The following is a 23,404-nucleotide window of genomic DNA, read 5'->3' as shown; positions in this document are numbered from 1 at the left end:
TTTCGTCCTCAAGCGGCGTTCTCTGCCGGGATGTCCGGTGTCAGCCCGAGCGCGCGGCAGATCGCAAGGCTGACCTCGGGGCGGTTGAGCGTGTAGATATGGAACTGCGTGACACCCGCGTCGACAAGCCGGCGGCACTGTTCCGTCGCCACGCTGGTGGCGACCATCGCGCGCGTCTCCGGCGCATCGTCGAGCCCGTCGAACATCTGTTCCAGCCAGCCGGGGATCGTCGCGCCACAGGCAGCGGAAAACCGCTTGAGGCTCGCGAAGTTGGCCACCGGCATGATGCCGGGAACGATCGGCGCGTCGATGCCCGCGGCGCGGGCCCGGTCGATGAAGCGCAGGATCTCGTCGGTGTCGAACGCATACTGCGTGATCGCGCGCGCCGCGCCCGCGTCGATCTTGCGCTTGAGATGGTCGAGGTCGGCCTGCGCGCTGCGCGCCTCGGGGTGCACCTCGGGATAGGCCGCGACCGAGATGTCGAAATCGCCCGCCCGGCGCAGCGCGCCCACCAGTTCCGCGGCATCGGCGTAACCGTCGTCGGGCAGCGTCTCGCCCTCCGGCAGATCACCGCGAAGCGCGACGACGCGCCGGATTCCCCTGTTCCACAGCGCCTCGGCCTGCCGGTCGATCTCGGCCCGGGTGGCACCCACGCAGGTCAGGTGATGGGCCACCGGTGCGCCCGAGCGCCGGCCCACGAGGTCGACCACCTTCGCGGTGCGGTCGCGCGTCGAGCCGCCCGCGCCGTAGGTGACCGAGAAATACCGCGGTGCCGCCGCGCTCAGCCGGTCGACCGTGTCCTCGAGCCGGGCAAGGCCCGTATCGGTCTTCGGCGGGAAAAGCTCGAACGAAATCTCCAGGGGACGATCGGGGACAGACCCGGTCATGCGGCGTTCTCCGTGTTGGTCAGGATTGTCGGGGTGGCAGGAACGGGGGGCGGCGCAGGCCGCCCCCGCCTCCGGCTCAGCTCGGCTTGCGGAAGTGCTGGACGCCCCAGGCCAGGTGACCGGCATCGGCCGCCTTGACCCAGTTTTCCAGCCCCACGGCCATCTTGTCGAGGTACGCGGCCGAGGCCCCGGCCTCGCGCAGCTTGTTGTAGTTGGCCAGCAACTCCTCGCGGACCCGGGCGTAATGCGTGCGCAGGTCATCCACGGCGTCTTCCTGCGCCAGCGTCTCGAAGCCCAGCGCCTCCGCGGCCTCGCGGTAGAACCGCGGCGAGCCCAGGCTGTTGAGTTGCAGGCGGTCGTAGACCGGCTGCAGCGCCGCGGGATCCGCGTCGTCGGTCTGGCAGGGGTCGGTGAAGATCAGGTGACCGCCGGGCTTGAGCACGCGCCATGCCTCGGCCAGCACCTTGTCACGCTGATCCGAGTGCAGGAAGCTGTCCTGGCTCCAGACCACGTCGAAGCTTTCGTCGGCCGCCGGAACGTTCTCGAAAACACCGTGGCGCACGCCGATCTTCTCGCCCAGCTTGGCCGCGCGGATCTTGCCGAGGTTGTACTCGTTCTGCGTCTCCGAGATGTTCAGGCAGACCGCCTGCGCCCCGGTCTTCTTGACCAGCCGGCGCATCGCGCCGCCATATCCGGCGCCCATGTCGAGCACACGCGCGGTTTCGTCCAGCGCCGGCAGCCTGTCGAGCATCGCGTCGATCGCGGTGTCGCTGGCCGCGCGGATGTCGACGGTGTCGCCATAGCGGCCGATGTGCAGGTCCTCGCCACCCCAGATCGTGGAATAGAAGGTGTCCGCGTCATCGCTGTCGTAGTAGTCCTCGGTGATGTCGCGGATGTCTTCCTTGCCGTCCTCGCTGGTCGTGCCCCAGCGCACCAGGTGCAGCGCGGACTTCTCGGCAATGTGGATGAAGAAATCCGGGTCGTCCTCGGCATAGGTTTCCTGGAAGTCGCCGTAGGTGCGGACGCGCTCGAACCCGGCCTCGCCCAGCAGGCGGCGCATGTAGTTCTTGCGGATCGGGCACAGGTTCAGAGTGTACTCGGCCCCGTCGGGGAAGGAATAGCGCATCCGGCACAGGCCGTCGTCGATGTGCTCGGGCTCGGCCGAGACCTGGTCGCCGCAGTAGTAATACTTGTGCTTCGACGAGAACCCCTGGTCGAGCATCGTGTCGTAGTTGCGCTGGTCCAGGATCAGGATGCCGTCATGCTTGAGCGCGGCATAGAATTCCGCCAGCGCGCGGCGGCGGTCCGATTCCTCGTAAAGGTGGGTGAAGGAATTGCCCAGGCAGATGATGGCATCGTACTTGCCGTTGATGTCACGGTTGAGCCAGCGCCAGTCGGCCTGTGCGGTTTTCAGGATCAGGCCGCGCTTCTGGCCATTCTCGAAGGCCTTGGCCACCATCGCGGCGGAACCGTCCGAGGCGGTGACGTCGAAGCCCGCCTCGGTCAGGCGCACGGAATGGAACCCGGTGCCGCAAGCCACGTCGAGCACCCGCTCCTTGCCGCGGGCGCGCAGGATGTCGATGAAGAACTGGCCCTCGCTCTGGGCGCGGCCCTGCCAGTCGATCAGCTCGTCCCACTTGTCCACGAAGGTCGTGACGTATTCCTTGCGGTAGTGGTCCGTTTCGCGGTCGGCCAGCGGATCCTCGCTGTAGGCCTGGTCGGTCATCGTAAGTTCCGCGTTGCCGGCGTGGTTGTTTGTCATCGTCCTCTCCGCTCCATGTTTCGGCGCACGCATGCGGCGGCAGCCCGCGCATGCGGCACAAGTCGGCAAAGCCGCCCGGAAGGCGCGCCATGCTCCAGAATACGTCGTTGTATGAACCCGCGCGTACGACGGCGCGTTCGGGCCGATTCGATCACGTCCTCCGCGGGACCCGTCGTGTCCCTCGCGCCAGTTTTGCTTAGTCTTATCGAAGCAAAAAGGCGCCCGGACGCGGAATGGCTGTAGCATGAGGCCAAATTTGCGACGTTTCAAGCCCTGTGTGCGACGTTTCCGTGAAAATTTGGATTTGTTTTACAAACGATATATTTCCAGGCATCATGCCGCGTTCTTTCGCGCACGCGATTGCGCGCGCCTTGAAAGAGCAAAGCGGGCGGCAGGCGGTTGAACGCAATCGGGCCGTCAATCGCGCAATACGCGCGGCGAAACCCGCCACACGCACATGCGCCGCGCCCGCGGCCGTGCCGGCGCGGGCAAATGGTTCATCATTTTCCGGAAACAGTGGTGAGCCGTGCAGGACTGACCTGCACAAAGGAAATCAGACACTTGCGGTGGTGAACCGCGAAAATCCGGGCGTTGAAAACGCTCAAGAAATTGCCGGTCTGGCGAACCTGTTGAAGCCGGACAAGCCAAAAGAAAGCCCCGCGCGGCTGGCAGGCCGACACGGGGCGATCACTGATCTGGAATATCAAACGTGCGATGATGATACCCCAAAACGACGCCGGTCTGCAATCTCGAAATTCGCCAAGCGGGCCCACAAGAAGGCGGCGAAGCTGCTGGGCTACGCGCTGGTGCTGGGAACCTACGAGGCGTGGGAAACAGCCTCTGCGATCTGGCAAGCCCGCCTGACTGAGACCGAACGCGCGGCGCTGGCATGGGCCGCTCTGCGCAGCCTCGACCACGACGACGCGGTGACGGTGGCCGAAACGGCGCTGGGTCGCGCTGGTGCGCCGGATGCGCCGCTGTTCTCCGAGATGGATCAAGCGGCCTTCTGGGCGGAGCGTGCCGCGCCTGATGAGCTGGCCGCGTATGCGGTGGCGATCTTCCGGGCGATGAGCCGCGCGGATCGCCGCGACTTCCTCAGCTACGCGGGGAGGGCAGCGGCATGAACGCCTTCGCTCAGATCGACAAGAAGATGACGGCGGTGCACCAGTCCTACAGCGCCAAGGGGCCGCAATACGAGATGTATTCTCGTGGTGATCCCGAGGGGCCGTGGATCGCGACCGTGGGCGAAACCTACTATGACAGCCGCGATCCGAGGGTGCGCGGTGAATTGATCCGGGTCTATGGCGACTGGATCGACGAAGACGACGACGACCGCCCGACCTTCTACAAGGAATTACTGGTCAAGCGCGCGGATGGATCGACGATCACGATCAACGAGCGTTTCGCGCATCAGGTTGACCCTAGCGCGCCCAAGGCTCCGCTCAAATTCCTGACATTCGCGGAGATGCAGGAGCTTCGCGAGCCGGAATGGCTTATCGAGGGCGTGATTGCGGAACAAACGTCTGCGCTGCTGTTCGGCAAGTCCAATTCCTTCAAGTCGTTCCTGGCAATCGACATGGCGTGTTCCGTGGCGACTAACCGGGCATGGCACGGGCAGCGCGTCTCGCCAGCACGGCAGGATGAAGGCGATCATCTTCTTTTCGATGTGCTCTATGTCGCAACGGAGGGCGCAATCGGCGTGGCGCGGCAGCGTATCCCCGGATGGATGGAGGCACACGGCATTCCGCCCGAGGATGCGGAGGGCCTTCACCTGTATCCACAGGAAATCGCCCTAGACGACGACAAGGCCGTCGATGACCTGATCGAGACGCTGAAGGATTCGTGCATCGGCTTTTCGCTGATCGTTCTCGACATATTCGGCGCGACCATGATGGGGCCGGAAACCAGCGACGAGACCGCACGGGCCTGGACTCGCAGTATCAATCGGATCATGCGCGAGACCAGTGCGGCCGTCCTGACCGTGGCGCATACGGGCTGGGCCGATGAAACCCGCGCCCGAATGCACACGCACTTCTGGGGATCGTTTGACAGCCGCATGAAGGCCGAGGGCGACAAGGACGCCCGCACCAGCGTTCTCAAGATCGACCGACACAAGGACGCGGACAGCGCCGGAGAATGGGGCTTCCGCATGGACGATGTGACCCTGTCGGACGGCAGGACCACGCTCTATCCGGTCCTGTGTGACGAGGTGGAGACGAAGCAGAAGCGCCGCGTGTCGGGTAAGCCTGCTGTCGCGCTGCAAGCTCTGTCGGAAGCCCTGATCGACAAGGGCAGGACCATCGCCGGGCCGAACTATCCATCCTGCCCGGTGGTCAGCCTTGAAGACTGGAAGGCGATGTGCGCCCGTCACGGGCTGACCGATAGCGACAACCCCGAGACCCTCAAGAAATCTTTCCAGCGTGCCAAGGCTGCCTTGATCGACAAGGGCCTGGTGAAGCAATTCGACAACAACGTGTGGAAGGTGGAAGCCGATGAATAGGCGGGGACAGACAGGGACAAACCGGGGACATGTCCCGACTGTCCCCAGCGGGGACGGACAGGGACACCCCCCTATAAGGGTGTCCCCTGTCCCGGGGCCGTTGTCCGGGGCGTCGGCGGGGACAGGACTGGCCCCAATGCCCTCGGAGTCAGTGCGTGGCCGAAACCGGCTGCCAACGGGGGCAGCGGGTCCTTCCCGCCCACGGCTGAGGCGGGGGCCGTTGCGCCCGACGCTTGCCTCGTTTTGTATATACATGAAGGGGTTCCGACCCGATGGATGACGTAGAGATCAGGACGGCCGAGCTGGCCGAGCTTCTGGGCATCCAGCCGCGCGCGGTCCGCGACCTGACCGAGCGGGGGATCGTGCAGAAGGCGCGGCGCGGCCGGTATCCTCTCAAGGCGAGTGTGGGCGCCTACTGCGAGCACCTGCGCGGCGTGGCGAGCGGACGGGGCGGAGAGGCCGAGGTCTACGAGCTGACCGCCGAACGCGCGCGGCTGGCCAAAGAGCAGGCCGACGACCGCGCCTATCGCAACGCGGTTGCCCGGCGTGAGCTGGTGAGGGTCGAGGACGTGGCGCGGGAGTGGGCCGACGCGCTGCGCAAGGTCCGGGCGGCGATCCTGGCGGTGCCGTCGCGGCTGCGCCAGCGGCTGCCCCACCTGACCGCCCATGACGTCGAGGCGCTGGACGGCGAGCTGCGCCGCGCCTTGGAAGAGGCGTCGCGCGATGACTGAGGGGCTGGCCCGCATCCGGTCGCATGGCCTTGCCGCGCTGGTGCCGCCGCCGCGCCGCCGCCTGTCGGACTGGATAGAGGAAAACGTGAACCTGCCCGCCGGTGTCTCGGCCGAGCCGGGGCCGGTGCAGCTGTGGCCGTTTCAGCGCGACATAGCGGACGCTGTGGGCGATCCGATGGTCGAGCGGGTGACATTGGTCAAGCCGGTGCGCGTCGGCTTCACAACGCTTCTCACGGGCGCTCTGGCGGGATACGTCGCAAACGACCCGGCCCCGATACTTGCCCTGCTGCCCACCGAGGCCGATGCGCGGGACTACGTTGTCTCCGACATCGAGCCGATATTCGCCGCCTCGCCCGCGCTGGCGGGCGCACTGGGCAAGGGCACCGATGACGCGGCGCACAACACGCTTCTGAGCCGGCGCTTCGCGGGCGGGTCGCTGAAGGTGGTCGCGGCCAAGGCGCCCCGCAACCTGCGCCGTCACAACGTCCGCGTGCTCCTTATTGACGAGGCCGACGCGATGGAGGGCGGCGCCGAGGGCTCCCCGATCCGGTTGGCCGAGCGGCGCACGCTGAGCTTCGCTGACAGAAAGATCGTGCTGGGCTCGACCCCGATTTTCGAGGAAACCAGTCACGTTCTGGCCGCCTACGCGCAGTCGGACAAGCGCGTTTTCGAGGTGCCATGCCCGAGCTGCGGCGTGTTCTCGGAGATCACCTGGGCGCAGATCGTGTGGCCGCCCGACCGGCCCGAGGAAGCGGCGTGGCGCTGCCCTGCCTGCGAAGAGCTGATCGCGGAACGCCACAAGCCTGCGATGATCGAGGCGGGCGCGTGGCGGGCGACGGCGCCCGAGGTGCAGGGTCACGCGGGCTTCCGCATGAACGCGCTAGTGAGCCTCTTGCCGAATGCGAGCTGGTCGAAGCTGGCCACGGAATTTCTGGCCGCCAAGCGCGACCCGGCGGAATTGCAGGTGTTCACCAACACCATATTGGCCGAAGGCTGGCGCATCGACGGTGAAGAGCTTGACGAAAACGAGCTGGCGGCGCGGGCCGAGGCGTTCGGGCTGGATGCGCTGCCCGAATCGGTGCTGGCGATCACCGCCGGGGTGGACGTCCAGCACGACCGGCTGGAGGTGACGCTGGTCGGCTGGTCGCAGGACGAAACCGCCTGGGTGCTGGGGCACTCGGTGGTCTGGGGGGCCTATGACGACGATCTGACCTGGACCGAGCTGGACGAAATGCTGAGCACGCGCTGGGCGCATCCCCTGGGCGGGAAGCTGGGGCTGGACGCGGCGGTGATCGACGCCGGCGACGGCGCGGCGATGGAGATCGTTTTGTCCTTCTGTGGGCCGCGTGCGCGGCGCAAGCTGCTGGCGGGCAAGGGGGCCGAAGGAAGCCGGCCGTTCATCGCCAAGTCGCACCAGAAGCAGCGTGGGGCGCCGCTGTGGATCGTCGGCGTGGATTCGATCAAGGCTGCGCTGACGTCGCGGCTGGCGCGCGAGGGGCTGGTGCGCTTCTCGGCCGATCTGCCGGCCGTGTGGTTCGAGCAACTGGCCAGCGAACGCGCGGTGGTGCGCTACTCACGGGGCCAGCCCCGGCGCCGGTTTGAGCGCATCGCCGGGAAGCGGGCCGAAGCTCTGGACTGCACCGTCTACGCCTTTGCCGCCCGGCAGGTCATCAACCCGCCCTGGGCGCAGCGCGAGGCCGATCTGCGGCGCGGCGTGGACAGTGGCCAGCCCGACCGGCGGCCCAAGGTGATCCGGTCGAATTGGCTGGGGGGGTGATCAATCACCGACCACGCGATACCAAGTCTTTCGCGGTCATAACATAATTGAGCAGGAACTGCCGCATATCTTCTACGGAGTGCTGTCCGGCGGCATCGGTAATGTCAATGGCTTCCTGAATCTTATTGCGAGCAGCGGGAGACGTTGCGAGCTTTGCGGCTTCCTGCAAGGACGCGACCACCCCGTCGATTTCTTCTGTTTTGTCGAGCAGTGCCGCCTCAATTCCTTCAAGGATGGTTTTCGCGTCCATTGTCATTGCCCCTTTCGCAACCTCACACCCGGCCCGCCGCCGTTCTCTTCGATAAACTCGACGCCAGCCTGTTCGAGCGCGGCGCGGATCGCCGCGATGGTATCTTGCGCAACTGAGCCGGCTTCCGTTTCGGCCCGGCGGATCGTTTTGCTGGTCCTGCCCGTAAGTGCCGCGACTTGGGTCTGCGAGAGACCAAGAATCGCCCTTGCAGCGCGCAGTTGTTCTGGTGGCGTCATTATCTGTTGTCCGCTTTCGGACATTGTGGTATGTCCTTTAGCGGACAATACCACACCGGGAAACCGACACAATGCCTAAGGAACGCCTTCGGGCGAACCATCCCGTCATGCCTGCCGAAACGCTGGCCGAGCTGCGCGACGGGCTGGACCTGGCCGCCGACGCGCTGGCCGGGGAACGCCTGAGCCGCCAGCACGTCAACGAGGCGCGCGCCCACCTGCGGTTCGCCCAGCGCCGCGCCGCCGAGATCGAAAAGGGGATGACGCAATGACCGAGATTCCATCGCACGTTAGGCGCAACTACGAAGCCACCGACAAGGGATTGAACGAGCTGCGCGGGCTGCTGCTGGCCTGCGATCATCTGGCGGAAGCCGCAACTGTGCACTCAGCCGATCCCGCCAGCGATGCGCTGATGGTGTTGCTTGAGCTTACGCACCAGAAGCTGCGGCAGGTCGAGCACGCCCGCACCGCCGCATGGGTCGGGCTGGGCGGATCGTCTACCCGGTTGACTGAGCAAGAAACCGCGGCGGCGCGCGGAGTCAATGTGGTTTACGGAGGGGCGAGGCTTCAAGAAAGGTCTTGCAAATATTGCTCATGTGAGTATATTTGTGCGTGAAACGCATTGGAGATCGTAATGACACCTGACGCCGAAGAGATCGTGAAGCGCTTCCTCGCCCGCCGAGATTGCAGCATCCAGATGAGCTGGGCCGCGCGCGAAACGCTTACCGATAACAAGGATGCAACGAATTGGCGGGACCGGGGCCTTCTGCCCTTCCCGCCGGAAAAGATTGGTGCGCGGTATTTTACCACGCCCGATGGCGTCATCACCCTAGGCCTGATGAATGAGCTTGCCTGGATGATCGGGCCGGAGAACGCCAGCGCCGCCGCGGCCGCGATCTGGCGCCGGCTCTTCGCAGGTGATCGCGCGGGCGTGGACATCGACGCTCTGCGCGACACTCTGGTCTACTTCCGCAAGCCTTCCGGGCGCAGTCTCGGCATCACTGACAAGCCGCGGTTCCCCGATCAGTGCGAGGATAGTTGGGAACAGGTTTCCGGCTTCCCCATGCGCGAGACCACGGCACAGGACATGGCCAAGCAGCCGGTGCCCAACAGCACGACCGTGATCATTCCGGTTGGCCAGTTGGTGACGATGTGGGCGATCAGCATTGAGCACGTGCTGGACGCGCGCAATGGCTGACTTTCCGAAATACCGCCGGGTTTTGCTCCTTCTTGCCGGCGGATGGTGCCGCGTTTCGACGTGGGCGGCACCGGCCCGTCCCGTCTTGTCTTGTCGGCGGGGCGGGCCAACCTTGACGGGGGTGACGCATGATCGGTGAAGCCCTCGACCGCCTGTTGCCGTCGCGCCAGACCCGCCGCGCAGCCGAACGGGACACCGACAAGGCGGCGCGGAGGCGGCACCTTGAAGCGGCCGCCGGCGGACGCCGCGGCACGGGCTGGGGCGGCGCTGGTCCGCTTACCGAGGACATCGCCGCCGGCGGGCCGATGGTAATGCGCCGCGCCCGGCACCTGCATCGCAACAACGCGCACGCCGCGCACGGGGTCGGAAATTGGACGGGCGCGCTGGTGGGCCGCGGTATCCGGCCGGCCGTTCAGGACGCGCGGGCGGACTATCGCAGACGCGTGGCGGATGCCTTCGAGTCTTGGACCGAACAGGCCGACATCACCGCCGTGACGGACCTTGCCGGGCTACAACGCCAGATCGCGCAGCACCTGGTGGTCGATGGTGAGGCGCTGGCGATCCTGCACGACACTGGCGATGGGCTGCGGCTGCAAGTGATCCCGCCGGAGCTGCTGGACTGGTCGAAGACGGCCGAGCTGTCGGACAGCCGCGTGATCCGCAACGGGGTAGAGCTGGACGCGGACGGCCGGCGCCTTGCTTACTGGATTCTTCCCGAGGCACCCCAGACCAGTTTCAACGCCGGCGCGTCGGTCCGCGTGGACGCGCGGGACGTGCTGCACGTCTTCCACCCGATGGGGGCGGGGCAGGTCCGGGGATTGTCATGGCTGGCGCCGGTGGTGGTGACGGCGAACGAGCTGGACCAGTTGACGGACGCGCTACTGACCGGCGCCAAGGTCGCTGCGATGCACGCCGGCTTCATCACGCGGGTGAACGAGTCGCCCGACGCCGAAGATTTCAGCGAAAACATGAGCCTTGAGCCCGGCGCAATGCGCGTTCTGCCGGGCGGCACGGACGTCAAGTTCAACAGCCCCGAGCAAGCCGCGCAGGTGGGCGAGTTCCTGAAACACCAGTTGCGAACCTTCGCCGCCGGCATGGGCTTGCCTGAGCACCTGCTGAGCGGCGATCTGTCCGAGGCCAACTATAGCAGCCTGCGCGCCGGGCTGCTGCCCTTCCGCCAGCGCGTCGAGCAGGTGCAGCACGCGACCCTGGTGCCGCAATTCCTGCGGCCGGTGTGGCGCCGCTGGCTGGCCGCCGAGATCGCCGCCGGGCGCCTCGACGCATCGCCCGACACGCGGGCCGAGTGGATCATGCCGGCGCACTACCAAGTCGATCCTCAGAAGGACTTGGAGGCCACGCGCACCGCCCTGGAGCTGCGCCTTATGAGCCGGTCGGAAGCGATTTCGGCCCGCGGCCGAAACCCCGACGATCTGCGCGACGAGATCGCCGCCGACGACGCCGCCGCGCCGGCGAATGGAGGTGCCGATGACTGAGACGCTGCATATCCGCCGCGCGACCCCGCGCCCTGAAACACTGGACCGCGAGGCGCGCACGGTTGAAGCCGTCATCGCCACGACCAACCCGGTTCCGTCACGCGACCGGCGCGGGCCGGTGCTGGAGGTCCTGGACCCGGCCGGCTTCGACGCGGCCGACGCGGCGGGCCTGCCCGTGCTCGACAATCACCGCAAAGTGTCCGTTCGCGATACCATCGGAACGGTCGCGTCCGCGCGCTGGGACGGCACCGAGCTGGTGGGCTTGCTGCGCCTGAGCGCCGCCGATGACGTTGGGCCGATCCTGACGCGCATCGAGGACGGCACGCTGCGCGGCGTTTCCGCGGGCTTCACCGTTCGGCGCTGGGCCGAGCGCACCGAGGGCGATCAGCGCATCAAGACGGCCGTTGCCTGGGTGCTCCGCGAGGTGACGCTGACGACCACCCCGGCCGATCCGGCCGCCACGATCCGTTCGAGCAGTAAGGAGAAAACCATGAACGACACCACCACCACCACCCCCGCGCCGGACGAAGCCGAGCGCCAGCGCCGGCAGGACATCCGGGCGCTTGTCCGGTCTGCCGGCCTGCCCGGCGAAACCGCGGATGACATGATCGACCGCGGGGCCGATCTGACCGAGGCGAAGGCGGCAGTATACGACGAAATGCGCAGCCGGTCGCGGCCGACGATCCGCGTTCACGGCGAGTCCGGCGAAGACCCCACGGTGATCCGCCGGCGGCAGGCCGACGCGCTGTCGGCGCGCATGGCGGGCACCGCGCCGCCGGACGATGCGAAAGAGTTCACGGCGCTGGGCCTGCGCGATCTGGCCCGTGAATGCGTCGAGCGGGCCGGCACGTCCACCCGCATGATGGGGGACGATGAACGCATCCGAGCGGCACTCACCACGTCCGACTTTCCCGAGGTGGTCAGCAACGCGATGAACAAGGTCGCGGCCCAAGCCTACGAGATCGCGCAGTCGCCGCTGAAACAAGTTGCCCGCCAGCGGAACCTGTCGGACTTCAAGGAAGCCAAGACGGTGCGGCTGGGCAACGCTGGCCAGCTTCAAGAGCTTTCCGAGGACGGCGAGATCACGCACACGTCGCGGGCCGAGGCGGCCGAGGCGATGAGCCTGCGCACCTACGCGCGCCAGATCACCGTGTCCCGCGCGCTAATGGTCAATGACGATCTCGGGCTCATGGGCGACATGACGGCCGAGTTCGGACGGGCCGCCGCGCAGACCGAGGCGGCGCTGCTGGCCGCGCAGATCACCGACAACCTTAACATGGCGGACGGAACGCCGGTGTTCGACTCCGGCCGCGGCAACGTCGAAGGCTCCAACACCGCGCTGGAAGTGGCGGGCTTGACCACCGCCCGGCAGGCGATGCGCGGGCGCACGGCGCTGGACGGCGCGACCCCGATTGCCGCGGTGCCGCGCTATGTCCTGGTCGCGCCCGACCTGGAAACGCAGGCGGAACAGGTTCTGGCCCAAATCCAGCCCACGACCGCGGATGACGTGAACCCCTTCGGTGGGCGGCTGGAGCTGCTGGTCGAGCCGCGCCTGCCCTCCGGTGCCTGGTATGTCTTCGCTGACCCGGCCCGGCTGCCGTCACTGCAATACGCCTATTTGGCCAGCGCGCCGGGCGTGCAAATCCAGCGGGCGGAAAGCTGGGACACGCTGGGCCTGAAATTCCGGGCCTGGCTGGACTTCGGCGCGGGCTGGGTGGACTGGCGCGGCGTCCACAAGCTGCCGGTGGCCTGACATGGCGACGGCGCTTGACGAGTTGAGGGCGGCGCGCGCGGAGCTGGTGAAAGCCCGCGCGGCCGGTATCAAGTATGTGCGCTTCGGGGAAGATGAAGTGCAATACAAGTCCGACGCTGAAATGGCCGCCGCCCTTGCCTCGCTCGACGCGCAGATCGCTGAGCTTGAACGGGGCCGGGCGCCCCGCGTGATCTATCCCCGAACATCGAAAGGACTTAACTGATGCGAAACTTCATCCAGAAGGGCGACAACATTACCGTGGCCGCGCCGGCGGCCGTTTCGAGCGGCGACGGGGTGCAAATCGGCACCCTCTTCGGTGTGGCCGCGACCGACGCGGACAGCGGCGCGGCCGTTGCGATCGCCACCCGCGGCGTCTTCGATCTGCCGAAGGAAAACACCACCGACACCTTCGCGGTGGGCGATGCTGTCGAGTGGGACGCCGGCAACGACCGCGTGGCCGCGCTGGACACTGGCGTGCAGATCGGCGTGGCCGTTGAAAGCGCCGGCGCGACCAAGGCCACGGTTGCGGTGAAGGTCGGCTGAAAATGTCCCAACGTCGCGCCCCCATCACTCAGGCCGAGCTGACCAGGTATCTCAAGGCGTATCGAGACGCCGGAATACCCGTGGCGCGGACCGAGATCGGGCGCGACGGCAAAGTCGTGATCTACACGACCGACACCGCGACGGATGACGCAAAGAACCCGTGGGATGCAGTATGAAACACAAGCGCCAGTTCCCGCACGCATCGCCCTACACCGACCGCCACGGCAAGCGCCGGTGGCGCTTTCGCAAGGGCGGCTTCTCTGCCGAGCTGGGCACGGAATACGGCTCAGACGACTTTGTGCGGCGCTATGAAGCGGCGCTGGAGGGCCACCGGGTCCGGGGGCTGATCGGGGTCGAGCGCACCAAGCCGGGCTCTGTCTCCGCGCTGGTGGCGTCCTACTATCGGTCCCCCGAATTCCTCAGCCTGTCGGACAGCACGAAGCGGGTCTATCGCGGTGTGATCGAGAAATTCCGCGAGGCGCACGGCGACAAGCCCGTGAAGCTCATGCAGCGGCGGCACGTCCAGAATATCCTTGCGGAAAAGGCCGAGACACCGACCGCCGCGAACAACCTGCGCAAGCGGCTCATAACCCTGCTGGACCATGCGGTGAGCCTGGACTGGCGGCAGGACAACCCGGCCCGCGCGACGAAACCTTACCGCGTGGACAGCACCGGCTTTCACACTTGGGATGAAGGCGAGATCGCCCGGTTCTTCGAGGTTCACGAGCCGGGCACGCTGGCGCACCGAGCGGTGACATTGATGCTCTACACGGGCGCGGCCCGCGTGGACGTGGTGAAGCTGGGGCCGTGGAACGTGAAGGGCGACCGGATCGAATACCGCCGCCAGAAAACGGCGCGCACGGGCGGCGTGCTGGTCAGCATCCCCATGCACGCGGACCTGTGCGACGTGCTGGCGGGCCTTCCCGATGATCGCCCGTTTCTGGCCACGAGGCGCGGCAAGGCGCGCTCAGCCGAGGGGCTGGGCAACCTGGTGCGCCAATGGTGCGACAAGGCGGGACTGGCCGCGTGCAGCGCGCACGGGCTGCGCAAAGCCTGCGCCCGGCGCTTGGCCGAGGCCGGGGCGACGGCGCACGAGATCGGGGCCGTGACCGGGCACAAGACGCTCTCCGAGGTGCAGCGATACACCGCCGAGGCGCAGCGCGAAGGCATGGCCGATTCCGCCTTCGGCAAGCTGATCGCAAGACCGAATGGCGAACAAAACGTGGTGAACCTTCCCGAAAGGTTCGCCAACCCTCAAGTCAACCCTCTGAAAAAAGGAGATAAATCTTGAACAGTGGTGAGCCGTGCAGGATTCGAACCTGCGACCCACTGATTAAAAGTCAGTTGCTCTACCAACTGAGCTAACGGCCCACGTGGCGGCCTAATTAGAAACGCGGGTGCGGGCGGTCAACCCTGAAATTGGCCCGGCCCGACCCTGGGCGCTGGATTTGTTCCCGGCACGGCGTTATACGCGCGGCCATGACATCGCGCGCGGACCAAGATACCGGCTGGCCCTTCATGAAGATGCACGGCCTGGGCAACGATTTCGTCGTTGTCGATGCGCGCACGCGCCCGGTGGACATCTCGCCGGCGTTCGCGTCCGCGCTGGGCGACCGGCGGCGCGGGGTGGGCTTCGACCAGCTGGCTGTCATCGGGCCGGCCGGCAACGGGGCGGACGCACACCTCGTGTTCTACAACGCCGACGGTTCCACCGCGGGGGCCTGCGGCAACGCCACCCGGTGCATCGCGCGCTTCCTTCTCGACGAATCGGGCGGTGACGCCGTGACGCTGTCCACCGCGCGCGGCCAGCTTGCCGCCCGGAACGCCGGCGGCGGGCTGACGTCCGTCAACATGGGCGCGCCGCAGCTTGCGTGGAACGACGTCCCGCTGGCCGAGAAGACCGAAACGCTGGAACTGCCGATCGAGGGCGCGCCCGTCGCCACGGGCATGGGCAACCCGCACTGCACCTTCTTCGTGGAGGATGCCGGGACGGTCCCGCTCGACCGGTTCGGCCCGCGATACGAGCACCACCCGCTTTTCCCCGAGCGCACGAATGTCCAGGTGGCCAGTGTCACCGGCCCCGACCGGCTGCGCATGCGCGTGTGGGAACGCGGCGTCGGCGTCACGCTGGCGTCGGGCTCGTCGGCCTGCGCGACGGCGGTGGCCGCCGCCCGCCGCGGGCTCACCGGGCCGCGCGTGACCGTCGACCTCGACGGCGGCACGCTGGAGGTGGACTGGCGCGACGACGGTGTCTGGATCACCGGCACCACCGCGCATGTCTTCGACGGCCGTCTCACCCCCGCGTTCCTGGAGGGGCTGGAATGAACGACGCACCCCGCTTCACGACGCTGGGCTGCCGGCTCAACGCCTACGAGACCGAGGCGATGAAGCGCCTTTCGACCGAGGCGGGCCTGGACAATGCCGTCGTCGTCAACACCTGCGCCGTCACGCAGGAGGCCGTGCGCAAGGCCCGGCAGGAAATCCGCCGGCTGCGTCGTGAGAACCCGGAGGCGCGCGTGATCGTCACCGGCTGCGCGGCGCAGGTCGAACCCGAGGGGTTTTCCGCGATGCCCGAGGTCGATGCCGTCATCGGCAACGCCGAGAAGATGCGCCCCGAGACCTGGAACGACCTCGCAGCCGATTTCATCGGCGCGACGGAAACGGCCCGCGTCGACGACATCATGAGCGTGCGCGAGACCGCCGGCCACCTGATCGACGGCTTCGGCACCCGCTCTCGTGCCTATGTCCAGATCCAGAACGGTTGCGACCACCGCTGCACCTTCTGCATCATCCCTTACGGTCGCGGGAACTCGCGCAGCGTGCCCGCAGGTGTCGTCGTGGACCAGATCCGGCGGCTGGTCGACCGCGGCTTCAACGAGGTGGTTCTGACCGGCGTCGACCTGACCAGCTGGGGCGCCGACCTGCCCGCCACGCCGCGGCTGGGCGATCTGGTCATGCGGATCCTCAAGCTGGTGCCGGACCTGCCGCGGCTGCGGCTGAGCAGCATCGACTCCATCGAGGCCGACGAGAACCTGATGCAGGCCATCGCCACGGAGCCGCGGCTGATGCCGCACCTGCACCTGAGCCTGCAGCACGGCGACGACCTGATTCTCAAGCGCATGAAGCGCCGTCACCTGCGCGACGACGCGATTCGCTTCTGCGAGGAGGCCCGCCGCCTGCGCCCCGACATCACCTTCGGCGCCGACATCATCGCGGGCTTCCCGACCGAAACCGAAGACGCCTTTGCCAATTCCATGAAGCTGGTCGACGAGTGCGGGCTGACCTGGCTGCACGTCTTCCCCTTCAGCCCGCGCCCCTGCACGCCGGCGGCGCGCATGCCGCAGCTCGACGGGCGCACCATCCGCGACCGCGCGGCCCGTCTGCGCGCCGCCGGGGCGGAACGGGTGCACGCGCATCTTTCTGCACAGGTGGGGCGCACGCACGCGGTTCTGATGGAAAACCCGCGCATGGGCCGGACCGAACAATTCACCGAGGTGGCCTTTGACAGCGACCACCCCGAGGGCCGAATCGTGACGGCCCGGATCGCGGCGGCAGGAGAAACGCAACTTCTCGCAGCCTGACCGGTCCGCAGCGCGGCCCGGACGGGCCGCGTGGCGCTGTGGACAGGACGCCCGGTGCGCCCTAGGCTACCCCAACCCCTCGCAGGAGAGCCACGACATGATGAAGCTCGTCTCGGCCCGGCCGTCGCCCTTCGCCCGGAAGGTGCGCGTTCTGATCCTGGAAACCGGCCAGCAGGACGCGGTGGAGATCGGCGACCTGATGACGTCGCCGATGGACACGCCGGCCGAGGTCGCGGCCGCCAACCCCCTGGGAAAGATACCGGCCCTGATCCGCGACACGGGCCCCACGCTCTACGACAGCCGGGTCATCACGCGGTACCTCGACGACCGCGTCGGCGCGGGGCTCTACCCGGAAAGCCGCCTGTGGGACACGCTGACGCTGGAAGCCACGGCCGAGGGCATCATGGAGGCGGCGGTCCTGATGGTCTACGAGCACCGGGTCCGGCCGCACGAGAAGGTGTTCGAGGGCTGGCTCGAGGCACAGTGGGACAAGATAGACCGCGCCGTGGCGGCGATCGATGCCCGCTGGATGAGCCACCTCGCCGGCCCGCTCGACATGGGCCAGATCGCCGTCGGCTGCGCTCTGGCCTACCTCGATTTCCGCCACGGCGACCGCAACTGGCGCAAGGGCCGGGACGCGCTGGACGACTGGTTCGCCGTCTTCGCCGAACGCGACAGCATGACGGCGACGGCGCCGGAGTGAACCGTCGCGCCCGTCGCTTCATCTTGCCCCAAAATACTCCGGGGTGAATTGGCGCGCAGCGCCAAGAGGGGCAGCGCCCCTCCCGCCACGGTCAGAAACTGTAGCTGACGCCGAAGTTCAGGGCATGGGTCACGATCTCGGTCTGCAGCTTGCCCGCCACCTGTCCGGGCACCGCTGGGTCGGGATCGACGGTGATGTCGTTGTCGGACCACGTGATCTGGTATTCGCCGAACAGCGCCCAGTTCTCGGTGAGATCATACTTCAGCCCGGCCAGCCCGCGCAGCGCCGGGCCGGTCGTCTCGAACCCGTGGGTGCGGCCCGTCGCGCCGATCACCCGGACATCGACGTGCGGCACCGCCACGCCGACGCCGGCGCCGGCGTAGGGCACCAGCGGCGAGCCCGTGAAGGCCTCCGGCCAGCGCTTCATGACGTTGGCGGTCAGGATGTTGTGGCCATCCGAAAGCTCCAGCCGGTTCACGCCCAGCGCGGCCATGTCCGCGGCCGAGGCATAGGCCTTCGTGTGCGTGCCCTCGACCCCGATCCCGAGGTCGGCAGGCATCCACCACATGGCCCGCCCCCCGTAGTACAGGGGGGTGTTGAACGGGTCGCCATCCCAGTTCATGCCCCGGCTGACGGGCACGGCGCCGGGCAGCGTGCCCGACAACGTGCTGTCGTCGACGCCCTGCCAGCCCAGGTACAGGCTGAGCTCCATTTCCGCGGCCACCGGTGCGGTGCTTGTCAGCAGGCTGGCGGTGGCGGCGGCGATCGATTTGCGTGACAGCATTGTCGGGGACTCCAGGGAAGTGTCGGTCGGATGGGCGGTCGCGGACCGCTCCGGCTGAATACATGGCGCGGGCGATCCGCACAAGCGCGACAGATGGGCGCCCTGCAGGTCCGCGTGGCATTGTATGCTGGACTGGCCCTGCAAGCCCAGCTAAATAGCAGGCCGGAACCTTCGCGCGCCGCGCATGGCGCATGACCCGCAGGAGGCCGGAGACGGCCTTGCAGAATGGAGAAAACCTCGTGTCCCACGCAGAAGATCACGAAGGCACCCGGAGGGATTTCCTCTACTACGCCACGGCCGGCGCCGGTGCCGTAACCGCCGGGGCCGCCATCTGGCCCCTGATCGACCAGATGAACCCCTCCGCCGACGTGCAGGCGCTGTCGTCGATCCGCGTCGATGTCGCGGGCGTGGAGCCGGGCACGCAGATCACGGTGAAATGGCTGGGCAAGCCGGTGTTCATCCGCCGCCGCACCGACGAGGAGATCGAGGCCTCGCGCGGCGTCGAGGTGTCAGCCCTGCCCGACGGGATCGCGCGTAACGATAACATCGATGGCCAGGTGCCCGCCACCGACGAGAACCGCACCCTCGACGAGGGCGGGGAGTGGCTGGTCCAGATGGGCGTGTGCACGCACCTCGGCTGCGTGCCGATCGGCAATGCGGGCGACTACACGCTCGACGGCAACGTCGGCGGCTGGTTCTGCCCCTGCCACGGCTCGCACTACGACCTCGCGGGCCGCATCCGCAAGGGTCCCGCCCCCGAGAACCTGCCGGTGCCGGTGGCCGCCTTCGTCGACGAGTCGACGATCAAACTGGGATAAGGAAACGCGCAATGTCCGGAATTCCGCACGATCATTACGAGCCGACGACGAAGGGCCAGAAGTGGCTGCACCGCCGCCTGCCCATCGCGGGGCTGCTCTATGACACGATCATGATCCCCACGCCCAAGAACCTCAACTGGATGTGGATCTGGGGGATCGTCCTGACCTTCTGCCTGGTGCTGCAAATCGTCACCGGCATCGTGCTGGCGATGCACTACACCCCGCATGTCGACGAGGCCTTTGCATCGGTCGAGCACATCATGCGCAACGTGAACGGCGGGCACATGATCCGCTACCTGCACATGAACGGGGCCTCGCTTTTCTTCCTCGCCGTCTACATCCACATCTTCCGCGGCCTCTACTACGGGTCCTACAAGGCCCCGCGCGAGATCACCTGGATCATCGGCATGCTGATCTACCTGCTGATGATGGGCACCGCCTTCATGGGCTACGTCCTGCCCTGGGGTCAGATGTCGTTCTGGGGCGCCACGGTGATCACCGGGCTGTTCGGCGCCATCCCGTTCATCGGCGAGGCCCTCCAGACCTGGCTCCTGGGTGGCCCGGCGGTGGACAACGCGACGCTGAACCGCTTCTTCTCGCTGCACTACCTGCTGCCCTTCATCATCGCGGCGCTGGTGGCCATCCACATCTGGGCCTTCCACACCACCGGCAACAACAACCCCACCGGGGTGGAGGTGCGCCGCACCTCGAAAGCCGAGGCCGAGAAGGACACCGTGCCGTTCTGGCCCTATTTCGTGATCAAGGACCTGTTCGCGCTGGCCGTGATCATGGTGATCTTCTTCGCGATCGTGGGCTTCATGCCGAACTACCTCGGCCATCCCGACAACTACATCGAGGCCAACCCACTGGTCACGCCGTCGCACATCGTGCCCGAATGGTACTTCCTGCCGTTCTACGCGATCCTGCGCGCCTTCACCGCGGATGTCTGGGTCGTGATGGCGGCCAGCTGGATCACCGGCGGCATCATCAACGCCAAGTTCTTCGGGGTGCTCGCGATGTTCGGGTCGATCATCGTGATGCTCCTGGCACCGTGGCTCGACACCTCCGAGGTGCGCTCGGGCCGCTACCGGCCGATGTTCAAGTGGTGGTTCTGGCTTCTGGTGATCGACTTCGTCGTGCTGATGTGGGCGGGCGCGATGCCGGCGGAACCGCCGTATTCGACGATCTCGCTGATCGGGGCCAGCTACTGGTTCGCCTATTTCCTCGTCATCCTGCCGCTTCTGGGCGTCATCGAGAAGCCGCAGCCGCAGCCGCAAACGATCGAGGAAGATTTCGACGCGCATGTCGGCAAGGCCCAGGCCCCTGCCGAGTAAGAAAGGAAACAGGATCATGCTGAAGAAAATTGGCATCTCTGCCATCGTCGCCCTGTCCCTTTCGGCCGGGGGCGCCACCGCCGCCGGCGGCGAGGCGCACGTCGAGGACATCGACTTCTCCTTCGAAGGGCCGTTCGGCACCTACGACCAGGCGCAGCTGCAACGCGGGCTCAAGATCTACACCCGGGTCTGCGCGGCCTGTCACGGCATGAAGTACGTGCCCATCCGCACGCTTCATGACGAGGACGGGCCCGGCATGCCGATGGACCAGGTCCGCGCCTATGCCGAGCAGAACGTCATGGTCGAGGACGAAGAGACCGGCGAACTGCGCGAGGCCAAGCCGGTGGACCACTTCCCCGAGTCGATGGACCCCAACGCGCCCGACCTGAGCCTCATCGCGAAGAAGCGCGCCGGTTTCCACGGCCCCTACGGCACGGGCATCAACCAGCTCTTCAAGGGCATGGGCGGCCCGGAATACATCTATTCCCTGCTCACCGGCTACACCGGCAAGGACAAGATGGAGGCCGGCACGCTGTTCTACGAGAACACGGCCTTCCCGGGCGGCTGGATCGCCATGGCGCCCCCGCTTTACGGCGAGGACGTGGAGTTCAACGATGGCCATGCCAACGACCTGGAAAGCGAGGCCGAGGACGTGTCGGCCTTCCTGATGTGGGCCGCCGAGCCGAAGATGATGGCGCGCAAGCAGGCCGGGCTGACCGGGGTCATCTTCCTGACCGTGCTGTCGGTGCTGCTGTACCTGACCAACAAGCGGCTGTGGGCGCCGATCAAGGGCAAGAAGCCGCCGCAGGGCTGATCACCGCGCCGACACTGCAACACCCGAGCGCCCGCCGGACAATCGGCGGGCGCTTTTCATTGCCCCGGTTTCACGCCGGGTCGCGGGCCAGCGATGCGGTGAGGGCCGCGTGAAGCCGCGCGTTCGCCGCGATCACGCCGTCCAGGCGCGGATCGGGGTTGTTGAACAGGAGCGAACGGCCCTGCCGGTCCGACGTGCGCGCCCCGGCCTCGCGCAGGATCAGGTCGCCTGCGGCGATGTCCCACTCCCAACTGCGCCGCAGCGTCAGCATCGCGTCGAACCGGCCCTCCGCCACGAGGCACAGCCGGTAGGCCAGCGACGGTCGGTAGACTCGCGTGACCTGCGGCACCGTTCCGCGCCAGTTCTCGGGGGCATAGATCGGCTTGGCGGCCAGAAGCGACGCGCCGACAAGCTCCGCTTGCCCCGATACCCGGATGGGGGCGGCGTTCAGCGTGGCGCCGCACCCCGCGGCCGCGGCATAGAGCTTGTCGCGGCGCGGCAGGTAGATCACCGCGGCGGTCACGCGGCCACCATCGGCCACGGCCAGCGCATGCGCCCAGGTGCGAGACCCGCCTATGAAGCTGCGGGTTCCGTCGATCGGGTCGACGATGAAAACGCGGTCACGGTCGAGCCGCGCGGCATCGTCGGGGCATTCCTCCGACAGCCAGCCATAGTCGGGCCGGGCCGCGCGCAGTCGCGCGCGCAGATCCTCGTTGACCGCCATGTCGGCCTCGGTCACCGGCCCGGCGCCGGCCGGCTTGTCCCAGCGACGTGCCTCGGCGCCGGTATATCGTGTCGCGATCTGCCCTGCGCGCCGGGCCGCGTCAATGAGCAGCTCCAGGTCAGTCTCCGGCAAGGGTCAGCCCCTCGACCAGGAGCGACGGGACCACGCGGGACAGCCACGGGCGCGCGTCGTTGGCCGGCGTCATCCGGCCAAGCATCTCGGGCAGGCTGCCGGCGATGGTGCATTCGTTGACCGGATAGGCGATCTCGCCGTTTTCCACCCAGAAACCGCTCGCCCCACGGGAGTAGTCCCCGGTGTTCGGGTTTATCGTGGCGCCGATCAGCGAGGTCACGACAAGGCCGGTGCCCATCTCGGCGATGAGGGCGTCGCGCGTCCGTTCGCCCTGCGTGAGCGCCACGTTCCAGCTGCCCGGGCTGGGCGGCGCGTTGGTGCCGCGCTTGGCGTTGCCGGTCGACCCGAGCCCGAGCTTGCGCGCCGTGGCCAGATCGAGCACCCAGCCGCGCAGAACCCCGTTCTCCACCAACGCGCGGCGCCGCGTGGGCAACCCCTCGGCATCGAAGGGGCGCGAACCGGTCGCGCGGGGCCTGTGCGGATCCTCGAACAGCGTCATGTCCTCGGGCAGAAGCGGGGCGTCCATCCGGTCGCGCAACCACGAGGTGCCCCGTGCCAGCGACGCGCCGTTGGCCGCCACCAGCAGGTGCCCGATGAGCGAGTCGGCGACGCGTTCGTCGAAAAGGACGGGGTAGGCCCCGGTGCGCGGGCGCCGCGGGCCCAGCCGTTCAGCCGCGCGGCGCCCGGCGGTGGTGCCGATCTCGCCGGCCTCGCGCAGGTCCGCACGGAATATCCGGCTGTCGTGATCGTGGTCGCGCTCCATGCCCGTACCTTCACCCGCGATGGCGACACAGGCGAGCGCACTGTCGGTCTGCGCGTAGCCGCCCGAGAACCCGTTCGTGGCGGCCAGGTGCACCTGCCGCCGCGCGTAGGTCGCGCCCGCCTGCTGCACCTGTTCCACGCCGTCCACTGCCAGCGCCGCGGCCTCCGCGGCCCGCGCCTTGTCCTCCAGCGCCTGCGGCGCCGGTTCGGGCGCCGGATCCTCGAGTTCGAGGGCGGCCAGATCCCAGTCGCGGGCAAGCTGCCCGGAGTCGGCAAGGCCGGCGTGCGGGTCCTCCGGCGCCTCGCGCGCCATCGCCACGGCGCGTTCGGCCAGCGCGGTCAGTGTCTCCGGCCGGGTGTCCGAGGCCGAGACGCAGGCCTGGCGCCGCCCGACCAGGACGCGCAGGCCGAGGTCGGTGCCCTCGGCACGCTCCGCCTGTTCGAGCGCGCCAGCACGCACGTCGATCGACAGTGAACTGCCCCGAAGAGCCATCGCGTCGGCGGATTCCGCGCCGGCCTTCCGTGCAGCGTCGAGCAGGGCCTCGGTCAGGGTTTCCAGCGTCTTTGTCATGGGGCAGGTCCGGTGATTTGGCTACCCGTTTCAGGTAGCTTGCGGGCCGCCCCC

At 67.5% G+C, this 23,404-nt stretch carries 26 protein-coding genes and 1 tRNA gene; 19 read left to right on the top strand and 8 right to left on the bottom strand.

The annotated features are described in order from the left end of the window. Positions 1–8: 8 nt before the first annotated feature. Both metF and CEF10_RS06335 read right to left on the bottom strand, forming a co-directional pair. The gene (metF, locus tag CEF10_RS06340) at positions 9–887 is read right to left on the bottom strand and encodes a methylenetetrahydrofolate reductase [NAD(P)H] (protein ID WP_101067285.1); all 879 of its coding nucleotides are present in this window, start codon (positions 885–887) and stop codon (positions 9–11) included. A 76-nt stretch (positions 888–963) separates the two neighbouring features. After that, the gene (locus tag CEF10_RS06335) at positions 964–2,649 is read right to left on the bottom strand and encodes a glycine/sarcosine N-methyltransferase (protein ID WP_101067284.1); all 1,686 of its coding nucleotides are present in this window, start codon (positions 2,647–2,649) and stop codon (positions 964–966) included. A gap of 290 nt (positions 2,650–2,939) precedes the next feature. Here CEF10_RS06335 and CEF10_RS06330 point away from each other — a divergent pair, with 290 nt between their 5' ends. From CEF10_RS06330 to CEF10_RS06315, 4 genes are all read left to right on the top strand, one after another. Further along, positions 2,940–3,773 carry a hypothetical protein gene (locus CEF10_RS06330; protein ID WP_232796419.1) on the top strand — a complete coding sequence of 278 codons (834 nt, stop codon included), beginning with the start codon at positions 2,940–2,942 and terminating at the stop codon, positions 3,771–3,773. After that, positions 3,770–5,149, top strand: coding sequence for an AAA family ATPase (locus CEF10_RS06325; RefSeq protein WP_101067282.1), 1,380 nt, complete (start codon positions 3,770–3,772; stop codon positions 5,147–5,149). The genes CEF10_RS06330 and CEF10_RS06325 overlap by 4 nt, the downstream gene beginning before the upstream one ends. A 272-nt stretch (positions 5,150–5,421) precedes the next feature. Next, positions 5,422–5,880, top strand: a complete 459-nt coding sequence (locus CEF10_RS06320; protein ID WP_101067281.1) for a hypothetical protein — start codon at positions 5,422–5,424, stop codon at positions 5,878–5,880. Next, positions 5,873–7,657: a phage terminase large subunit family protein gene (locus CEF10_RS06315; protein WP_101067280.1), complete on the top strand. Its 1,785-nt coding sequence runs from the start codon at positions 5,873–5,875 to the stop codon at positions 7,655–7,657. The genes CEF10_RS06320 and CEF10_RS06315 overlap by 8 nt, the downstream gene beginning before the upstream one ends. Positions 7,658–7,661: 4 nt before the next feature. On the opposite strand, the gene CEF10_RS06310 is transcribed toward CEF10_RS06315, so the two are convergent. Further along, positions 7,662–7,907, bottom strand: a complete 246-nt coding sequence (locus CEF10_RS06310) for a hypothetical protein (protein WP_101067279.1) — start codon at positions 7,905–7,907, stop codon at positions 7,662–7,664. Positions 7,908–7,909: 2 nt separating this feature from the next. Beyond that, positions 7,910–8,167, bottom strand: coding sequence for a helix-turn-helix domain-containing protein (locus CEF10_RS06305; protein ID WP_198586155.1), 258 nt, complete (start codon positions 8,165–8,167; stop codon positions 7,910–7,912). A gap of 83 nt (positions 8,168–8,250) precedes the next feature. Here CEF10_RS06305 and CEF10_RS16845 point away from each other — a divergent pair, with 83 nt between their 5' ends. From CEF10_RS16845 to CEF10_RS06270, 9 genes are all read left to right on the top strand, one after another. Next, entirely contained in the window at positions 8,251–8,412 is a 162-nt protein-coding gene (locus CEF10_RS16845) for a hypothetical protein (protein ID WP_198586154.1), read from the top strand. Continuing rightward, positions 8,409–8,756, top strand: coding sequence for a hypothetical protein (locus tag CEF10_RS06300; RefSeq protein ID WP_101067278.1), 348 nt, complete (start codon positions 8,409–8,411; stop codon positions 8,754–8,756). Before CEF10_RS16845 ends, CEF10_RS06300 begins: the two co-directional genes overlap by 4 nt. Positions 8,757–8,774: 18 nt before the next feature. Then, the gene (locus tag CEF10_RS06295) at positions 8,775–9,338 is read left to right on the top strand and encodes a hypothetical protein (RefSeq protein WP_101067277.1); all 564 of its coding nucleotides are present in this window, start codon (positions 8,775–8,777) and stop codon (positions 9,336–9,338) included. Between the two features lie 128 nt (positions 9,339–9,466). Further along, positions 9,467–10,831: a phage portal protein gene (locus tag CEF10_RS06290; RefSeq protein ID WP_101067276.1), complete on the top strand. Its 1,365-nt coding sequence runs from the start codon at positions 9,467–9,469 to the stop codon at positions 10,829–10,831. After that, positions 10,824–12,584 (top strand): prohead protease/major capsid protein fusion protein, encoded by a 1,761-nt coding sequence (locus tag CEF10_RS06285; RefSeq protein ID WP_198586153.1) that lies wholly within the window; start codon positions 10,824–10,826, stop codon positions 12,582–12,584. Before CEF10_RS06290 ends, CEF10_RS06285 begins: the two co-directional genes overlap by 8 nt. Before the next feature lies 1 nt (position 12,585). Further along, positions 12,586–12,807 carry a phage head-tail joining protein gene (locus CEF10_RS06280; RefSeq protein ID WP_101067274.1) on the top strand — a complete coding sequence of 74 codons (222 nt, stop codon included), beginning with the start codon at positions 12,586–12,588 and terminating at the stop codon, positions 12,805–12,807. Beyond that, positions 12,807–13,127, top strand: a complete 321-nt coding sequence (locus CEF10_RS06275; protein ID WP_101067273.1) for a DUF2190 family protein — start codon at positions 12,807–12,809, stop codon at positions 13,125–13,127. The genes CEF10_RS06280 and CEF10_RS06275 overlap by 1 nt, the downstream gene beginning before the upstream one ends. A gap of 2 nt (positions 13,128–13,129) precedes the next feature. Next, entirely contained in the window at positions 13,130–13,303 is a 174-nt protein-coding gene (locus CEF10_RS16840; RefSeq protein WP_157932967.1) for a hypothetical protein, read from the top strand. Further along, complete coding sequence (locus tag CEF10_RS06270) at positions 13,300–14,418, top strand: site-specific integrase (RefSeq protein WP_101067272.1); 1,119 nt, start codon at positions 13,300–13,302, stop codon at positions 14,416–14,418. Before CEF10_RS16840 ends, CEF10_RS06270 begins: the two co-directional genes overlap by 4 nt. A 4-nt stretch (positions 14,419–14,422) precedes the next feature. On the opposite strand, the gene CEF10_RS06265 is transcribed toward CEF10_RS06270, so the two are convergent. Further along, positions 14,423–14,498 (bottom strand) — tRNA-Lys (locus CEF10_RS06265). Between the two features lie 147 nt (positions 14,499–14,645). On the opposite strand from CEF10_RS06265, the gene dapF reads away from it, so the two are divergent. The 3 genes from dapF (at position 14,646) to CEF10_RS06250 (ending at position 17,411) form a co-directional block, all read left to right on the top strand. Then, positions 14,646–15,452, top strand: a complete 807-nt coding sequence (dapF, locus tag CEF10_RS06260) for a diaminopimelate epimerase (protein WP_332870136.1) — start codon at positions 14,646–14,648, stop codon at positions 15,450–15,452. After that, entirely contained in the window at positions 15,449–16,708 is a 1,260-nt protein-coding gene (mtaB, locus tag CEF10_RS06255) for a tRNA (N(6)-L-threonylcarbamoyladenosine(37)-C(2))-methylthiotransferase MtaB (protein ID WP_101067270.1), read from the top strand. Before dapF ends, mtaB begins: the two co-directional genes overlap by 4 nt. A gap of 100 nt (positions 16,709–16,808) precedes the next feature. Continuing rightward, positions 16,809–17,411: a glutathione S-transferase gene (locus CEF10_RS06250; protein ID WP_101067302.1), complete on the top strand. Its 603-nt coding sequence runs from the start codon at positions 16,809–16,811 to the stop codon at positions 17,409–17,411. A gap of 91 nt (positions 17,412–17,502) precedes the next feature. Here the strand turns inward: CEF10_RS06250 and CEF10_RS06245 are convergent, their stop codons facing one another. Then, complete coding sequence (locus tag CEF10_RS06245; protein ID WP_101067269.1) at positions 17,503–18,195, bottom strand: outer membrane protein; 693 nt, start codon at positions 18,193–18,195, stop codon at positions 17,503–17,505. A 239-nt stretch (positions 18,196–18,434) separates the two neighbouring features. On the opposite strand from CEF10_RS06245, the gene petA reads away from it, so the two are divergent. The 3 genes from petA to CEF10_RS06230 are packed head-to-tail and all read left to right on the top strand — an operon-like array spanning position 18,435 to position 21,161. After that, positions 18,435–19,013, top strand: a complete 579-nt coding sequence (petA, locus tag CEF10_RS06240) for a ubiquinol-cytochrome c reductase iron-sulfur subunit (protein ID WP_101067268.1) — start codon at positions 18,435–18,437, stop codon at positions 19,011–19,013. An 11-nt stretch (positions 19,014–19,024) separates the two neighbouring features. After that, complete coding sequence (petB, locus tag CEF10_RS06235; RefSeq protein ID WP_101067267.1) at positions 19,025–20,347, top strand: cytochrome b; 1,323 nt, start codon at positions 19,025–19,027, stop codon at positions 20,345–20,347. 16 nt (positions 20,348–20,363) lie between these two features. After that, complete coding sequence (locus tag CEF10_RS06230) at positions 20,364–21,161, top strand: cytochrome c1 (protein WP_101067266.1); 798 nt, start codon at positions 20,364–20,366, stop codon at positions 21,159–21,161. A 70-nt stretch (positions 21,162–21,231) separates the two neighbouring features. Here the strand turns inward: CEF10_RS06230 and CEF10_RS06225 are convergent, their stop codons facing one another. Both CEF10_RS06225 and CEF10_RS06220 read right to left on the bottom strand, forming a co-directional pair. Continuing rightward, positions 21,232–22,017: a 3'(2'),5'-bisphosphate nucleotidase CysQ gene (locus CEF10_RS06225; protein ID WP_101067265.1), complete on the bottom strand. Its 786-nt coding sequence runs from the start codon at positions 22,015–22,017 to the stop codon at positions 21,232–21,234. Beyond that, positions 22,004–23,350, bottom strand: coding sequence for a TldD/PmbA family protein (locus CEF10_RS06220; RefSeq protein ID WP_101067264.1), 1,347 nt, complete (start codon positions 23,348–23,350; stop codon positions 22,004–22,006). Before CEF10_RS06220 ends, CEF10_RS06225 begins: the two co-directional genes overlap by 14 nt. Positions 23,351–23,404 lie beyond the last annotated feature (54 nt).

The organism is Roseovarius salinarum (assembly GCF_002834145.1).
Lineage (GTDB): Bacteria > Pseudomonadota > Alphaproteobacteria > Rhodobacterales > Rhodobacteraceae > Roseovarius > Roseovarius salinarum.
The sequence above is the reverse complement of the archived record's forward strand: the minus strand, read 5'-3'. Positions and strand labels throughout refer to the sequence as shown.

What these genes read in the sequence shown, in the direction of transcription:
- dapF (WP_332870136.1), top strand. Translation starts at nt 14,646, where the DNA reads ATGAAGATGCACGGCCTGGGCAACGATTTCGTCGTTGTCGATGCGCGC.
- CEF10_RS06295 (WP_101067277.1), top strand. Translation starts at nt 8,775, where the DNA reads ATGACACCTGACGCCGAAGAGATCGTGAAGCGCTTCCTCGCCCGCCGA.
- CEF10_RS06285 (WP_198586153.1), top strand. Translation starts at nt 10,824, where the DNA reads ATGACTGAGACGCTGCATATCCGCCGCGCGACCCCGCGCCCTGAAACA.
- CEF10_RS06245 (WP_101067269.1), bottom strand. Translation starts at nt 18,195, where the DNA reads ATGCTGTCACGCAAATCGATCGCCGCCGCCACCGCCAGCCTGCTGACA.
- CEF10_RS06315 (WP_101067280.1), top strand. Translation starts at nt 5,873, where the DNA reads ATGACTGAGGGGCTGGCCCGCATCCGGTCGCATGGCCTTGCCGCGCTG.
- CEF10_RS06275 (WP_101067273.1), top strand. Translation starts at nt 12,807, where the DNA reads ATGCGAAACTTCATCCAGAAGGGCGACAACATTACCGTGGCCGCGCCG.
- metF (WP_101067285.1), bottom strand. Translation starts at nt 887, where the DNA reads ATGACCGGGTCTGTCCCCGATCGTCCCCTGGAGATTTCGTTCGAGCTT.
- CEF10_RS06300 (WP_101067278.1), top strand. Translation starts at nt 8,409, where the DNA reads ATGACCGAGATTCCATCGCACGTTAGGCGCAACTACGAAGCCACCGAC.
- CEF10_RS06305 (WP_198586155.1), bottom strand. Translation starts at nt 8,167, where the DNA reads ATGTCCGAAAGCGGACAACAGATAATGACGCCACCAGAACAACTGCGC.
- CEF10_RS06335 (WP_101067284.1), bottom strand. Translation starts at nt 2,649, where the DNA reads ATGACAAACAACCACGCCGGCAACGCGGAACTTACGATGACCGACCAG.
- CEF10_RS06250 (WP_101067302.1), top strand. Translation starts at nt 16,809, where the DNA reads ATGAAGCTCGTCTCGGCCCGGCCGTCGCCCTTCGCCCGGAAGGTGCGC.
- CEF10_RS16845 (WP_198586154.1), top strand. Translation starts at nt 8,251, where the DNA reads ATGCCTGCCGAAACGCTGGCCGAGCTGCGCGACGGGCTGGACCTGGCC.
- CEF10_RS06290 (WP_101067276.1), top strand. Translation starts at nt 9,467, where the DNA reads ATGATCGGTGAAGCCCTCGACCGCCTGTTGCCGTCGCGCCAGACCCGC.
- CEF10_RS06320 (WP_101067281.1), top strand. Translation starts at nt 5,422, where the DNA reads ATGGATGACGTAGAGATCAGGACGGCCGAGCTGGCCGAGCTTCTGGGC.
- mtaB (WP_101067270.1), top strand. Translation starts at nt 15,449, where the DNA reads ATGAACGACGCACCCCGCTTCACGACGCTGGGCTGCCGGCTCAACGCC.
- CEF10_RS06310 (WP_101067279.1), bottom strand. Translation starts at nt 7,907, where the DNA reads ATGGACGCGAAAACCATCCTTGAAGGAATTGAGGCGGCACTGCTCGAC.
- CEF10_RS06270 (WP_101067272.1), top strand. Translation starts at nt 13,300, where the DNA reads ATGAAACACAAGCGCCAGTTCCCGCACGCATCGCCCTACACCGACCGC.
- CEF10_RS06325 (WP_101067282.1), top strand. Translation starts at nt 3,770, where the DNA reads ATGAACGCCTTCGCTCAGATCGACAAGAAGATGACGGCGGTGCACCAG.
- petB (WP_101067267.1), top strand. Translation starts at nt 19,025, where the DNA reads ATGTCCGGAATTCCGCACGATCATTACGAGCCGACGACGAAGGGCCAG.
- CEF10_RS06230 (WP_101067266.1), top strand. Translation starts at nt 20,364, where the DNA reads ATGCTGAAGAAAATTGGCATCTCTGCCATCGTCGCCCTGTCCCTTTCG.
- CEF10_RS06220 (WP_101067264.1), bottom strand. Translation starts at nt 23,350, where the DNA reads ATGACAAAGACGCTGGAAACCCTGACCGAGGCCCTGCTCGACGCTGCA.
- CEF10_RS06280 (WP_101067274.1), top strand. Translation starts at nt 12,586, where the DNA reads ATGGCGACGGCGCTTGACGAGTTGAGGGCGGCGCGCGCGGAGCTGGTG.
- CEF10_RS16840 (WP_157932967.1), top strand. Translation starts at nt 13,130, where the DNA reads ATGTCCCAACGTCGCGCCCCCATCACTCAGGCCGAGCTGACCAGGTAT.